Raw genomic sequence first — 13,534 nt, forward strand, 5'->3', positions numbered from 1 at the left:
TTCCCGTGCCCCGCTACAGCGACCGCTCGCGCCAGATCCTGGAGGTCGCGAGCACGATGGCGATCACGCAGATCATGCCGACCACGGCGACCAGCATCGCCGCCGTCAGCCCGTGGCCGCTGGCGATGGTGCCGACGATCGGGGCGCCGATCGGCGCACCACCCATGAAGCCGAGCTGGAACAGCGCCAGCACGCGGCCGCGATGACTGGCGGGCGCCGCCATCTGCACGATGGTCCTGCCCTGCGTCATGGTCACGCCGGCACCGGTGCCCCAGATGAAGATCAGCGCCAGCACCACGGGAAACGGTGGCAGCAGCGCCATCAGCGCCAGCACGACGAAGCCCATGGCCAGCGCCAGCACCATGGCGCGGCCGCGATGGACGAGGCGCGTTCCGAAGCGGGCGATGGCGAAGCTCGCGGCGATCGTGCCGGCCCAGAACATCAGGTTGAGCAGCGCCAGCCGCGCCGAGCCGCCGCCATAGACGTCACGCACCGCGATCGGCAGCACGACGACGAACGGCGCGACGTAGAACAGGCCGATGGCGAAGATCAGCGCGATCACCGGCCAGATGCGCGGCTCGCGCATCGCGACGCGTACGCCGTCGACGAGACCGCTGCCTGCATCCGACGGCGGCCGCGCCGCGGCCTGCGGGTGGAGACGCACGATGGCGATCGCGCCCAGCCCCACCGCCAACGCCTGGACGACCAGCAGCGGCGCCGCCCCCGTGCGATCCGCCGCCATCGCCGCGGCGATGCCGAGCAGCTGGGTCAGGAACTGCATGCCGGTGGCGATCGCCACGGCGCGCGGCATCGGCAATCGCGTGACCCGCGGCAGCAGCCCGTCGCGCGCGGGAATGGCGAAGGCCGCGATGGTGCCGGCGACGGCGCCATAGGCGATCATCGCCAAGAAGCTCAGCTCTCCCATGACGACCAGCACGGCCAGCGCGACGGGCGGCACGGCCGCCAGCGCATGGCAGACGATGAGCTGGCGCCGCGCGTCGCCGCGATCGGCGACCGCGCCGCCATAGAGCATGAACAGCAGCGACGGCCCCATGGCGCACATCTGCACCAGGCCGAGATCGTCGGCCGGCCGGTGCAGCACGTCGCTCACCAGCCACTGCACCATGACCATGCCGATGCCCTGGGCGAGAAACCAGGAACTCAGGCCACCGAGATAGGCGCGGAAACCGGGATCGGGGGATGGCTCGGACGCGGACATGCGGCGGATGTGTGGCACATCCGGCGGATCGGGTGGGAACGATTGTTCCGCGCCGGGGACAACCAGACCTTGCTTGCTTTCACTGTGGATAACCCATATCTTGTGCCCAAGCCAAGAAAATTGGTCAGTCCATTGTTTCTCAAGATCAATGCCGGCCCTCCGCCCCCCGGAACCGGCTAGGGAGAGGGTCCCCAATGACCCAGTTCAGCAAGGCGACGCTGGCCAAGATCCTCGAGATTCTGGGCAGTGATCATGCCGGAGAAGTCATGGCGGCGGCAAAGCTGGCCACGACCATGGTCCGCGAGGCGGGATTCTCCTGGGAAGAGATCCTGCGTCCCGACCTGCACCCCAAGGGGCAGGTCGTCCGATCAGGCTCCGACTACGACATGAACGGCTCCGCCCGGTCGACCGCGGCAGCGACGGCGCCCGGCGCAGGCCCGATGGGCATGCGACGCGATCGCGAGCTGTCGCCCTACGAGCAGTTCTTCATGCTGCTGCTCAGCCCGCGCACACCCAGCCACGTGAAGAAGGAGCTGCGCTCCTGGGAAGCGCGCGTTCTCGACGGCGAGATCACGCCGCAGGAAAAGCAGGACCTGCGCCACCTCTTCCGCCAGTTCGTCGCGTAACGCCCACCGCCCTCACACCCCGCTGCATATGAACTTCGGCTTTACCTTCCTCCGGAGGGGGAAGGTGGCGCGCGAAGCGCGACGGATGGGGGATGCCTCAACGAGGCCGGTGTCCGTCTTCGACATCCCCCTTCCGCCCTCCGGGCACCTTCCCCCTCCGGGGGGAAGGTAAGACCAAGGCAAGTCCGTCATCCGGAACTGCCCACCTCACGTCGGATCGCGCTCGGGCACCTCGAGCCCGAAGGGGTCGTGGTGCAGCAGCACTTCGGCCTGCGGGAACGCGGCCTTGATGCCGGCCTCGATCTCGTCGCCGTAGCGATGCACGACGGCCAGCGACAGGTCAGGGTCGAAGGCGACGTGCAGCTCGATGAACTGCGTCAGCCCCGAGCTGCGCGTGCGCAGGCCATGCAGATGCCGCGCCGCCGGATGGGCGTGCACGATCGCCTCGATGCGCAGGCGATCGGCCTGCGGCAGCTCGCGATCCATCAGCACGTCGAGCGCCTGGCCGATGATGGCCCGCACGCCGACAAGCAGGTACAGCGCGATGGCGATGGCCGTCACCGAATCCAGCCACACGATGCCGTAGCGCGCCGTGACGAGCAGGGTCACGACGACGGCGAGATTGACCAGCAGGTCCGATCGGTAGTGCAGCGCGTCGGCGGCGATGGCCACCGATGCGGTGCGTCGCACGACATGGCGCTGAAACGCCGCCAGCCCGCCGGTCAGCACGATCGCCAGCACGCTGACCGCGATGCCGATCTCCTCGCGCACGATGGGATGCGGCATCATCAGGCGCTCGATGCCGGCGAGAAGCAGCCCGGCGACCGAGGCAAGAATGAATCCCGCCTGAGCCAGGGCCGCCAGTGCCTCGGCCTTGCCGTGCCCGAAGCGATGCTCGCGGTCGGCCGGATTCATCGCGTGACGCACGGCGAGCCAGGTGATCGCAGAAGCCACAAGGTCGAGTGCCGAGTCGACCAGAGACGACAGCAGGCTCACCGATCCGGTCAGTGCCCATGCGCCCAGCTTGGCGAGGACCAGGGTCAGCGCGACCGACGTGGAGGCGTATGTCGCTGCACGCACCAGCCGGGCGCGTTCATCGCCCGCCATCGTCGGGCCTCAGGGGTAGAGCTTTTCGGATTGCCACGTCGATGCGGTGACGTCCGGGCGTCGGAAGACGGTCCGATCATGCAGACGGAAGGGCATGTCGCGCCAGAACTCCATCATCAGCGGCGCGACGCGGAAGCCCGACCAGTGCGGCGGCCGCGGCACGCTGCCGATCAGATGCTTCGCGCCATACTCGGCGACACGCTTCTCCAGCGCGAAGCGGCTCTCCAGCGGCCGCGACTGGGTCGAGGCCCAGGCGCCGATCTGGCTGCCGCGCGCGCGGGTGGCGAAATAGGCGTCCGCCTCCTCCGGCGTCGTCCTGGTGACCGGTCCCTCGATGCGCACCTGACGGCGCAGCGACTTCCAGTGGAACAGCAGCGCCGCCTTGGGGTGCGCCAGCAGCTGCTCGCCCTTGCGGCTCTCATAGTTGGTGTAGAAGACGAAGCCGTCGCGATCCCAGCCCTTCAGCAGCACCATGCGCAGCGACGGCATGCCGTCGGCGCCCACCGTCGCCAGGGCCAGGGCATTGGGATCGTTGGGTTCGCTCTTCTCGGCCTCGGCGAACCACGCGCCAAAGCTCTGCCACGGATCGTCACTGGGCTCGCTCATGGTCGCGACTATGGCCGGCCGGCATGCCGGGAAACCAGTGGCCGATTGTCCCTGTTGGCGGGCGCGTTCCCCTTGCGGCCGTTCGGGCCGCCCGCTACAAGCTGACACAAACTGTTGAAAAATCGTCGCAATCGGCGACATCAACGACCTGATACGCAACGATTCCAGAGGTTTCCGTATGACCGCCCCGACGCAGCTCATGGCCGGCAAGAAGGGCCTGATCATGGGCGTCGCCAACGACCGCTCGATCGCCTGGGGCATCGCCAAGACGGTCCACGACCATGGCGCCGAGCTCGCCTTCACCTACCAGGGCGACGCGCTCAAGCGCCGGGTCGAGCCGCTGGCCGCGTCGATCGGCAGCAACTTCACGGCGCCCTGCGACGTCACGGACCCCGCCAGCATCGACGCGGTCTTCGCCGAGATCGACAAGCGCTGGGGCGGCGAGCTCGACTTCGTCGTGCACTGCATCGGCTTCTCGAACAAGGACGAGCTCAGGGGCCGCTACCTCGACACCTCGGCCGACAATTTCGCGATGACGATGAACATCAGCTGCTACTCCTTCACCGCCGTCGCGCAACGCGCCGTGCCGCGGATGAAGAAGGGTGGCAGCCTGCTGACGCTGACCTACTACGGCGCCGAGCGCGTCATGCCGCATTACAACGTCATGGGCGTCGCCAAGGCCGCGCTCGAGGCCAGCGTGCGCTACCTCGCTGCCGACGTGGGCGATCTGGGCATCCGCGTCAACGCCATCTCGGCCGGCCCGATCAAGACGCTAGCGGCCTCGGGCATCGGCGATTTCCGCTATATCCTGAAGTGGAACGAGCTGAACTCGCCGCTCAAGCGCAACGTCACCACGGAAGAGGTCGGCGGCGCCGGCCTGTTCCTGCTGTCGGATCTCGGCAGCGGCGTCACCGGCGAGGTGATGCACGTCGATTCCGGCTACCACGTCGTCGGCATGATCAAGACCTCCTCGGCGCCGCAGCTCGGCGAGCTGCTCGCCGATTTCAAGGACTGAGTGTGGCGGACAACACCTTCGGCCATCTCTTCCGGTTCACGAGCTGGGGCGAAAGCCACGGCCCGGCGATCGGCTGCGTCGTCGACGGCACGCCGCCGCGCATTCCCCTGACAGAAGCCGACATCCAGGCCTATCTCGACAAGCGCCGGCCCGGCACCTCGCGTTTCGTGACGCAGCGCCAGGAGCCGGACGCGGTGAAGATCCTGTCGGGCGTGTTCGAGGGCGTCACCACGGGCACGCCGATCTCGCTGCTGATCGAGAATGTCGACCAGCGCTCCAAGGACTACGGCGCGATCAAGGATCAGTTCCGGCCGGCGCATGCCGACTACACCTACCTGCAGAAATACGGCGTGCGCGACTACCGCGGCGGCGGCCGGCAATCGGCGCGCGAGACGGCGGTGCGCGTCGCCGCCGGCGCCATCGCTCGCAAGATCCTCGGCACGGGCGTCACGGTGCGCGGCGCCGTGGTGCAGATGGGCCGGCAGAGGATCGACCGCAGCAAATGGGATTGGGACGCGGTCGGAGACAATCCCTTCTGGTGCCCCGACCGGCAGGCGGCGCAGGTCTGGGAGGGCTATCTCGACGAGGTGCGCAAGCGCGGCTCTTCCGTCGGCGCGGTCATAGAAGTCGTGGCGTCAGGCGTGCCTGTAGGCCTCGGCGCGCCGATCTACGACAAGCTCGACAGCGACATCGCGCGTGGACTGATGACGATCAACGCCGTGAAGGGCGTCGAGATTGGCGATGGTTTCGCCGCGGCCGGGCACTCCGGCGAGGAGAACGCCGACGAGATGCGCATGAAGGACGGCAAGGTCACGTTCCTCGCCAACCACGCCGGCGGCATCCTGGGCGGCATCTCCTCGGGCCAGGACATCGTCGCGCGCATGGCGGTGAAGCCCACCTCCTCCATCCTCACGCCGGTGCGCAGCGTCGACCGGCACGGCAATGACATCGAGATCCGCACCACCGGCCGCCACGATCCCTGCGTCGGCATCCGCGCCACCCCGGTGGCCGAAGCGATGATCGCCTGCGTGCTGGCCGACCATCTGCTGCGCCATCGCGCGCAGTGCGGCTGATGCCCAAGCGCGAGCGCCTCGAGATCCGGTTCAGCCAGACCTTTCACGTCACGCTGGCGGCGGTGGGCATCATGCTGCCGGCCGCATCGGCGCTGTGGGTGCTGGCGAACTACGACAGGATGGTGGGCGAGGAATCTTCCGGCCGGCTGATCCTGCTCGGCCTCGGTGCCGCCGGCCTGCTCTACTACGCCATCCGCTCCATCCTGCGGCTGCGCGAGACGCGGCCGCAGATCGTCATCGACAACAAGGGCATCTGGCTCGGCTTCGGCCGCGACGTCCTGCTGCCCTGGGCCGATATCCGCCTCGCCCGCCCGCGCGGCATGCGCCGCACGCTTCAGATCGGCATCACGCCCGAGCTGTTCGGCCGCCTGAACCTGTCGCTGTTCAACCTGGACGACAACCTCACCGCCGTTCCCGGGGGCGGCGCGTCGGTGGGCGTGCGCTTCAACGGCCTCGACCGGCCGATGCGCGACGTGTACGACGCGATCCGGGCGTGGAAGCCCGGCCTGCCCCTGCAGTGAGGACCCCATGCCGCAGCCCGCCCATCTCTGGAAGCTCGACATCCCGTCCGCCGATCCGACCGAGGCGGATCTCGAGAAGTACTGGGCCAAGTGCGTCGAGAAGCTCGGCATGGTGCCCAATGTCATCCGCGCGGTTTCGACCAACCCGAAGAAGGCCCGCGCCTTCATCTCCATGTACAACGAACTGATGCTGGGCGAGTCGGGGCTGAGCAAGCTCGAGCGCGAGATGGTGGCGGTCGTCGTCTCGAGCGCGAACCGCTGCTACTACTGCCTCGTCGCCCATGGCCAGGCGGTCCGGCAGTACGCCGGCGACCCGCAACTGGGCGAGATGCTGGTGATGAACTACCGCGTCGCCGAGCTGCCGGTGCGACAGCGCGCCATGCTCGATTTCGCCTGGAAGCTGACGCAGACTCCCTTCGACGTCGGCGACGCCGATCGCGAGGCACTGCGCCGGCTGGGCTTCAGCGAGCGCGACCTGTACGATCTCTGCGACGTCGTGGCGTTCTTCAACATGTCCAACCGCATGGCGCATGGCACGGAGATGATGCCCAACCCCGAGTACCACACGCAGAGCCGCTGATGCGCGCCCGATTTCATACCTTCCCCCGCCAGCGGGGGAAGGTAACTCCGATGCGGTAGCCCATGCCAGACACGGCCCTGCCGATCGACACATCGACGCCCAGCCGCATCCGGCTGGAGGCGTCGTCGTTCTGCCAGCTGCGCTGTCCGTCCTGCCCGACGACGGATCGGGCGATCGACGCGCATGTCGGCAAGGGCTTCCTCAAGCCCGAGGACTTCGCCGCCCTGCTCGACGCCAACCCCGCGATTCGCGAGGTCGAGCTGTCGAACTACGGCGAGGCGCTGATGAACCCGCGGATGCCCGAGATCCTGCGCATCGCCCACGAGCGCGGTGTAGCGACGATGATCGCCAACGGCGCCAACCTCAACACCGCCTCGCCGGCGGCGCTCGAGGCGCTGGTGCGCTATCGCGTGCAGTCGATCATGTGCTCGATCGACGGCGCGACGCAGGAGACCTACGAGAAGTACCGGGTGCGCGGCGATCTCGCCAAGGTGCTGGCGAACATCCGGGCGATCAACGACTGGAAGGCCAGGCTCGGCGTCGACGAGCCGCTGCTGGTGTGGCGCATGATCCTGTTCGAGCACAACAAGCACGAGGTCGAGATCGCGCACGCCATGGCGACGCAGCTCGGCATGCGCTTCAAGCTCAAGCTCTCGTGGGACGAGGACATCGCGCCGACCGAGGTCTCGCCCGAGGTGATGCGCTGGCTCGACACGCCCGCGGTGCGCCGCTCCGACTGGGAAGCGCAGACCGGCGAGGCCTATCTCGCCGACATGTGCCTGCAGCTGTGGGACGAGCCGCAGATCAACTGGGACGGCAAGGTGCTGGGCTGCTGCCGCAATTTCTGGGGCGATTTCGGCGGCAACGTCTTCCGCCAGGGCATGGACGAGGCGCTCGGCCACGAGAAGATGCGCCATGCCAAGGCGATGCTGCGCGGCGAGGCCGGCGAACGCGCCGACATCCCGTGCACGACCTGCGACATCTACACCAAGCGCCGCGCCGCGGCGCAGTGGATCGACCGGCCGTAGATCACCTGGGACTGCCGGCGGTCCCGATCAGGCCGCGGCCTTCGCCGGCTTGGCGGGCGACGCGGCCGACGGCTTCTTCTTCCCCAGCTCCAGGATGCTGCCCAGGATGCCCTTGGGCATGAAGCGGATGAACAGCACCAGCAGCGCGCCGTAGATGAGATTGTCCCAGCCGACGGCCTTGGTGCCGATCCCGACGCGCAGCGCCTCGGCCATCAGGATCGTGATGACGGCGCCCACCGTCGGCCCCAGCGAGACGTAGATGCCGCCGACGACGACGGCGAACACCATCTGCAGCGACACCGCGATGCCGCTCACCGTGTCGGGCGAGATGAACATCTGGTACTGGCAGTAGAGCGCGCCGGCCAGCGCGGTCATGACTGCGCTCAGCACAGTGATCTTGAGCTTCTCGGCCGTGACGTTGACACCGACCGCCGCCGAGGCGTCCTCGTCCTCGGAGATCGCTTCCATGGCGTAGCGCGCCATGCTGCGGTCGACCACGTACCAGATGGCGAGCCCGCCAACCCAGACCGCCAGCGCGATCAGGTACCAGGTCTCCTTGTCGGTGAACTGCAGCGCGGCGAACCCGCTGCCCTTGGTGCGCTCCGGCGTGTAGCCCAGCGAACCGCCGGTCCAGTCGCGTGTCGCGGTGATCACCTGCAGCACGATGCCGGAGAGCGCCAGCGTCACCAGCGCGAAATAGTGGCCGGTGATGCGGAAGCGGAAGCACGGCCAGGCGACGACGAGCGCCAGCACACCGGCGGTCACCATGGCCATCGGGATTCCGATCCACGGCGAGACGCCGAGATGGTTCCACATCAGCGCCGTGACGTAGGCGCCGACGCCCATGAAACCGCCGTGGCCCAGCGACACCAGCCCGAAGCGGCCCATCATCGACCACGACGTGTAGGCGAAGGACCAGATCAGGATGAGGATCAGGATGTGCAGCGGATAGGGTGCGTGATAGACGAACGGCAGCACGAGCAGGACGAGCAGCCCCGCGCCGCCGAGAAGCTGGTTGCGCGACAGGTTCATGTGCGCCTCGCCAGCAGGCCGCCGGGCCGGATGAACATCATCACGATGAAGAAGCCGAAGGCCAGCACGTAGCCCCATTCCAGATCCGACGCCAGGCTGCCGACGGCGATGATCTCGGCGAACAGGAAGGCGGCGATGAAGCCGCCGATCAAATTGCCCAGCCCGCCCATCACGCAGATCAGGAAGGTGATCGGCCCGAAGCTCAGGCCGACGAAGGGATGCACGTCGTACTGCAGCACCAGCACGCAGGCGCCGAGCCCGGCCAGGCCGCCGCCCAGCGCCGAGGTGATCAGGTAGATGCGCCGGCCGTCGACGCCCATCAGGGGCATGATCTGGCGATCCTGGGCGATGGCGCGGATGGCGATGCCGGTGTAGGTGCGGGTCAGGAAGAGATAGACGACGACCATGCCGAGCAGCGCCGCGCCGAAGGCGATCAGGCGCGGATAGGAGATGAACATCTCGCCGATCTCGAGCACCGGCAGGCGGATGCCGAGATTGCGGAACTCGATGCCGAAGGCGACGGTGGCGAAGCTCTGCAGGAAGAACAGCACGCCGCCGGTGGCCAGCAGCTGGTTGATCGGTGCGGAGTTGAGCAGCGGTCCGATGACGATGAGGTGCAGCGCCATGCCGAGCACCGCCACCAGCGCGATGCAGGAGATCACCGCCAGCGGAATCGGCACACCGTAAACCGTGACCAGGAAGTACATGCCGTACATGCCGATCATGATCAGCTCGGCGTAGCAGATCCAGACGACGTCGATGACGCCGAAGATCAGGTTCAGCCCCAGCGCCAGCAGCGCCAGCAGGCCGCCCAGCAGCAGGCCGTTGATCAGGGCCTCGGCCAGCTCGATGCTGAACAGGAAATCCATGCGAGCTCTCCTCAGACGCCGAGATAGGCCTGCTTGATGGTGTCGCTCGCCAGCATCTCCGCCGAGGTGCCCGAGGCGCGGATGCTGCCGGCCTCGAGCAGGTAGGCGCGGTCGACGACCTTCAGCACCTGCTGCACGTTCTGCTCGACGATCAGCACGGTGAGCCCGCTGGCGCGGATGCGCCGAACCAGCTCGAAGACCTGCTGCACCACGACCGGCGCCAGGCCGGCCGACGGCTCGTCGAGCAGCAGCAGCTTGGGGTCCGACATCAGCGCGCGGCCGATGGCGCACATCTGCTGCTCGCCGCCCGACATCGTGCCGGCCATCTGCGTGCGCCGTTCCTTCATGCGCGGGAAGAGGTCGAAGACGAACTCCAGCCGCTGCGCGAACTTGGCGCGCGCGGCGGGAATGAAGGCGCCCATGCGCAGATTGTCCTCGACGCTCAGCCGCGGGAACAGCCGGCGGTTCTCCGGCACGTGGGCAATGCCCATCTCGATGATGCGATGCGCCGGCGTCGTCACGACGTCGGCGCCCTCCATCGTGATCGCGCCCGTGGTCGGACGGATCAGGCCCGAGATCACCCGCATCAGCGTCGTCTTGCCGGCACCGTTGGGGCCGATGACGCCGACCGCCTCGCCGGCGTTGACGTCGAGGTCGATTCCGAACAGCGCCTGGAAGGCGCCGTAGCCGGCATCGACGGAACGCAAGCGCAGCATGGCGCTCAAGCCCTGCCGCCGGCCGCGGCCTGCACCGCGTCGGCGTCGGTGCCGAGATAGACCTCGATCACCCGGGGGTCGTGCGCCACGTCGGACGGCAGGCCCTCGGAGATCTTCTCGCCGTGGTCGAGCACCATGACGCGGTCGACCACGCGCATCAGCACGCCCATGATGTGCTCGACCCAGATGATGGTGATGCCCAGTTCGGTGCGGATGCGGCGCAGCATGTCGGCGGCCTGGTCCATCTCGTGCTCGTCGAGCCCGCCCAGGCTTTCGTCGGCCAGCAGCAGCCGGGGGCCGGTGGCCAGCGCCTTGGCCAGCTCGAGCTTCTTCAGCCCGGCGGCGCCCAGGCCGTCGACCGGCGCGTCGCGATCGGTCGGCAGGCCGACCATCGCCAGCGCCTTCTCGGCCGCGTCGAAGGCCTTGGTCCTGGAATGGCCGCCCTGGCCGTAGTAGCCGGCCAGCGCCACGTTGTCGAAGATCGACAGCCGGCGGAACGGCCGCGGAATCTGGAAGGTGCGGCCGATGCCGTGATTGATGATCCAGTGCGGCGACAGGCCGGCGATCTGGCGGCCCTCGAACAGGATCGACCCGGCGGTCGGCACCAGCGTGCCCGACAGCATGTTGAAGATCGTGCTCTTGCCCGAGCCGTTGGGGCCGATCAGGCCGAGGATCTCGCCCTCCTCGACCTTGAACGACACGTTGCTGACTGCCGTGAAGCCGCCGAAGCGCTTCACGAGTCCGTCGACGCTCAGCACGAGCGGGCCGTACCGGTGGCCACGCCGCGGCGCCCGCTCACTTCGCCGCGTAGGGCGAGGTCGCCGGCAGCGGCAGCACCGCCTCGCGCTGCGCCTGGCTCTTGGGCCACACGATGTGCGCCTGGTCGTCGATGTACTGCACGATCACCGGGAAGGCGCGGTTGTTCTGGCCGGCCATCGCCGAGCCGTCGCCCTCGAACTTCACGCCGAAGCCCAGCATGGTGCCGCCCTCGGCAATGTCGACCTCCAGCGCCGCCTTGCGCAGCGCCTCGGCGTCGATGCCGCCGTGCTTGCTGATCGCCTTGGGCAGCACCTCGGTGAAGAAGACGTAGGCGTTGGACGCCGCCATGCCGACATGCGCCGACTTGATGGTCGTGCCCGGCCGCGCCTTCTCGTACTCGGCGCCGATCATGTCGATCAGCGGCGGCAGCTTGGCATCGAGCGTCTTGCGGTTGGCGAGCCAGATCGAGATCGGATCGACATTGAAGAAGTGGTTGACGTCCTTGCCCAGCGCCTCCTTGAGCTTGTCGTAGACGCCGTAGCCGGCGCCGTGGCCGACCAGGGCGCTGAAGCGCAGGCCGCCCTCGCGCGCCTGGCGCAGGAACAGCGAGATGTCCGGGTTGTAGCCGGTGTGGAAGATCACGTCGGGCCGCGCGCGGCGCAGCTTGGTGACCAGCGCCGACAGGTCGGGCGCGGTGGCGGCGTAGCCCTCCTTCAGCACGATCTGCAGGCCGTGCTTCTTGGCGCCCTCCTCGTTGCCCTTGGCGACGTCGACGCCGTAGGCGCCGTCCTCGTGGATGATCGCCACGCGCAGGTCCTTCGGCTCCTTGCCGAACTTCGCCTTGCTGCTGGCGGCGATGAAGTCGGTCGAGGTCAGGCCGAACTGCCGGCCGCTGGGCTGGCTGCGGAAGACGTACTTGAGATTGCGGTTCTCGAGCACCGCCGAGGAGATGCAGGTCGTGATCCACAGGAACTTCTTGAGCTGCTCGACGCGCGCCGCCACCGGCACGCATTGCGCCGAGGAGTAGAAGCCGAGCAGCATGTCGACCTTTTCCTGCTCGACCAGGCGCACCGCCTCGTTGATGGCGACGTCGGGCTTGCTCTGCGCGTCGGCGTAGACCGCCTCGATCTTGTAGCCGGCGACGCCGCCCTGCTTGATGAAGTGGTCGATCATGATCTTGGCGCCGAGCGCGTGCAGGTCGGAGCCGCCGCCGGCCAGCGGGCCGGTGTAATCGTAGATCACGCCGATCTTGAGCTTCTTCTCCTGGGCCTGGGCCGGCGCCTGGGCGACGCCCAGCGTCAGGGCGGCGAGAGCCACGCCGCCGAGCAGGCGGCTGATTGCGCGCACGATCATGGTGTCCTCCCGGGCGACATCGCGCCAGTTCTTGTTGGCGCGATCACACGGGCTGGGCACCGCAATGTCAAGCGCCGTCGCCCCGGAAGCGACGGCGCCCTTCCGTCATGCGGGCCAGATGCTGTAGACGTCGCGCGGCTTCTTGAACCGCCATTGCTTGTTCATGATGCCGGCGAAGATCGCGTCCATGCTGTGCGCGCTCTGGCCGTTCTTGGCCGGTGGCAGCTCGACTTCCCAGCCGACGTGGTAGCCGAACTCGCCGACGAAGTCGCCCTTGACCGTGAAGCAGATGCCGATCGTGTCGTCGGTGTTCTTCGACGTCGCCGAGCGCAGCATCTGCTGCGGCTTGAAGATGTTGAAGGCCGACATCTTCAGATGCGATTTCATGCCCGGCCCGTTGAACGAGACGAACGGGCAGCTGGCCCAGTTGCCGACGACCTGCGCCAGGCCGCCGCCCAGCGAATGGCCGCAGATCGAGATCGGCTTGCCGGGGTTCAGCTTCTTGGCCGCGTTGACCATGGCGAAGGCGCCGCCTGCCATGTTGGGAATGACGTTGACGCCGATGCGCACGTTGCCGGTGTTCTGCGAGATCGGCGCCGTGGTCGGGCCGCCCTTGGTGCCGGAGAAGGCGACGACCACTTCCTTGTCGTTCTTGAAGATGGCGCCCTGGAAGCCGTTGCCGTACCAGGTCGCCCATTCGCGGGTCTGCGTGTCCCAGCCGCCCGGCGGATCGTTGTGGTTGCCTTGATTGCCGTAGGCGGCGTTCGCCATGTCGACATATTCGTCGAAGGTTGCCATTTATCTCCCCATATGAAATTAGTTGGCACTGAACGTTCAACTTATACTTCAACTTGAGTGAAAAGTCAGGCCGGCCCTGAGAAATCGATCATTTGATTAAATTTTTCAGCGGGTTATAGTTTGTGCATGCCGGGTTAGCTCAGGGGTAGAGCAACCGCCTTGTAAGCGGTAGGTCGTCGGTTCAATTCCGACACCCGGCACCAGACGCGCGGCCGACGGTCCCCTCCCGGCG

At 67.6% G+C, this 13,534-nt stretch carries 15 protein-coding genes and 1 tRNA gene; 7 read left to right on the forward strand and 9 right to left on the reverse strand.

Annotated elements, in window-relative coordinates:
• Positions 1 to 13: 13 nt before the first annotated feature.
• The gene (locus KF889_11800; GenBank protein MBX3500120.1) at positions 14 to 1,219 is read right to left on the reverse strand and encodes an MFS transporter; all 1,206 of its coding nucleotides are present in this window, start codon (positions 1,217 to 1,219) and stop codon (positions 14 to 16) included.
• Positions 1,220 to 1,413: 194 nt separating this feature from the next.
• On the opposite strand from KF889_11800, the gene KF889_11805 reads away from it, so the two are divergent.
• Positions 1,414 to 1,845: a hypothetical protein gene (locus KF889_11805; GenBank protein ID MBX3500121.1), complete on the forward strand. Its 432-nt coding sequence runs from the start codon at positions 1,414 to 1,416 to the stop codon at positions 1,843 to 1,845.
• A gap of 207 nt (positions 1,846 to 2,052) precedes the next feature.
• On the opposite strand, the gene KF889_11810 is transcribed toward KF889_11805, so the two are convergent.
• Both KF889_11810 and pdxH read right to left on the reverse strand, forming a co-directional pair.
• Complete coding sequence (locus KF889_11810; GenBank protein ID MBX3500122.1) at positions 2,053 to 2,952, reverse strand: cation diffusion facilitator family transporter; 900 nt, start codon at positions 2,950 to 2,952, stop codon at positions 2,053 to 2,055.
• Positions 2,953 to 2,961: 9 nt separating this feature from the next.
• Positions 2,962 to 3,558 carry a pyridoxamine 5'-phosphate oxidase gene (gene pdxH / locus KF889_11815; protein MBX3500123.1) on the reverse strand — a complete coding sequence of 199 codons (597 nt, stop codon included), beginning with the start codon at positions 3,556 to 3,558 and terminating at the stop codon, positions 2,962 to 2,964.
• Between the two features lie 178 nt (positions 3,559 to 3,736).
• Between pdxH and fabI the strand changes: the two genes are divergently transcribed.
• The 5 genes from fabI to KF889_11840 all read left to right on the forward strand — a co-directional run bounded on the left by fabI (position 3,737) and on the right by KF889_11840 (position 7,775).
• The gene (fabI, locus tag KF889_11820; protein MBX3500124.1) at positions 3,737 to 4,573 is read left to right on the forward strand and encodes an enoyl-ACP reductase FabI; all 837 of its coding nucleotides are present in this window, start codon (positions 3,737 to 3,739) and stop codon (positions 4,571 to 4,573) included.
• A gap of 2 nt (positions 4,574 to 4,575) precedes the next feature.
• Positions 4,576 to 5,646, forward strand: a complete 1,071-nt coding sequence (gene aroC / locus KF889_11825) for a chorismate synthase (protein MBX3500125.1) — start codon at positions 4,576 to 4,578, stop codon at positions 5,644 to 5,646.
• Complete coding sequence (locus KF889_11830) at positions 5,646 to 6,167, forward strand: hypothetical protein (protein ID MBX3500126.1); 522 nt, start codon at positions 5,646 to 5,648, stop codon at positions 6,165 to 6,167. Before aroC ends, KF889_11830 begins: the two co-directional genes overlap by 1 nt.
• Before the next feature lie 7 nt (positions 6,168 to 6,174).
• Entirely contained in the window at positions 6,175 to 6,747 is a 573-nt protein-coding gene (locus KF889_11835; protein ID MBX3500127.1) for a peroxidase-related enzyme, read from the forward strand.
• Between the two features lie 62 nt (positions 6,748 to 6,809).
• Entirely contained in the window at positions 6,810 to 7,775 is a 966-nt protein-coding gene (locus KF889_11840; protein MBX3500128.1) for a radical SAM protein, read from the forward strand.
• A 27-nt stretch (positions 7,776 to 7,802) separates the two neighbouring features.
• Here the strand turns inward: KF889_11840 and KF889_11845 are convergent, their stop codons facing one another.
• The 6 genes from KF889_11845 to KF889_11870 form a co-directional block, all read right to left on the reverse strand.
• Entirely contained in the window at positions 7,803 to 8,807 is a 1,005-nt protein-coding gene (locus tag KF889_11845; protein ID MBX3500129.1) for a branched-chain amino acid ABC transporter permease, read from the reverse strand.
• A complete protein-coding gene (locus KF889_11850; protein ID MBX3500130.1) occupies positions 8,804 to 9,676 on the reverse strand; it encodes a branched-chain amino acid ABC transporter permease in 873 nt (290 codons plus the stop codon). Before KF889_11850 ends, KF889_11845 begins: the two co-directional genes overlap by 4 nt.
• An 11-nt stretch (positions 9,677 to 9,687) precedes the next feature.
• Positions 9,688 to 10,392, reverse strand: coding sequence for an ABC transporter ATP-binding protein (locus KF889_11855; GenBank protein ID MBX3500131.1), 705 nt, complete (start codon positions 10,390 to 10,392; stop codon positions 9,688 to 9,690).
• A 5-nt stretch (positions 10,393 to 10,397) separates the two neighbouring features.
• Complete coding sequence (locus tag KF889_11860) at positions 10,398 to 11,150, reverse strand: ABC transporter ATP-binding protein (protein MBX3500132.1); 753 nt, start codon at positions 11,148 to 11,150, stop codon at positions 10,398 to 10,400.
• A 37-nt stretch (positions 11,151 to 11,187) separates the two neighbouring features.
• Complete coding sequence (locus KF889_11865) at positions 11,188 to 12,504, reverse strand: ABC transporter substrate-binding protein (protein ID MBX3500133.1); 1,317 nt, start codon at positions 12,502 to 12,504, stop codon at positions 11,188 to 11,190.
• Positions 12,505 to 12,609: 105 nt separating this feature from the next.
• Positions 12,610 to 13,302, reverse strand: coding sequence for a hypothetical protein (locus tag KF889_11870; protein MBX3500134.1), 693 nt, complete (start codon positions 13,300 to 13,302; stop codon positions 12,610 to 12,612).
• A gap of 128 nt (positions 13,303 to 13,430) precedes the next feature.
• On the opposite strand from KF889_11870, the gene KF889_11875 reads away from it, so the two are divergent.
• Positions 13,431 to 13,505, forward strand: a tRNA-Thr gene (locus KF889_11875).
• Positions 13,506 to 13,534 lie beyond the last annotated feature (29 nt).

Source organism: Alphaproteobacteria bacterium (assembly GCA_019635875.1).
GTDB lineage: Bacteria > Pseudomonadota > Alphaproteobacteria > Reyranellales > Reyranellaceae > JAFAZJ01.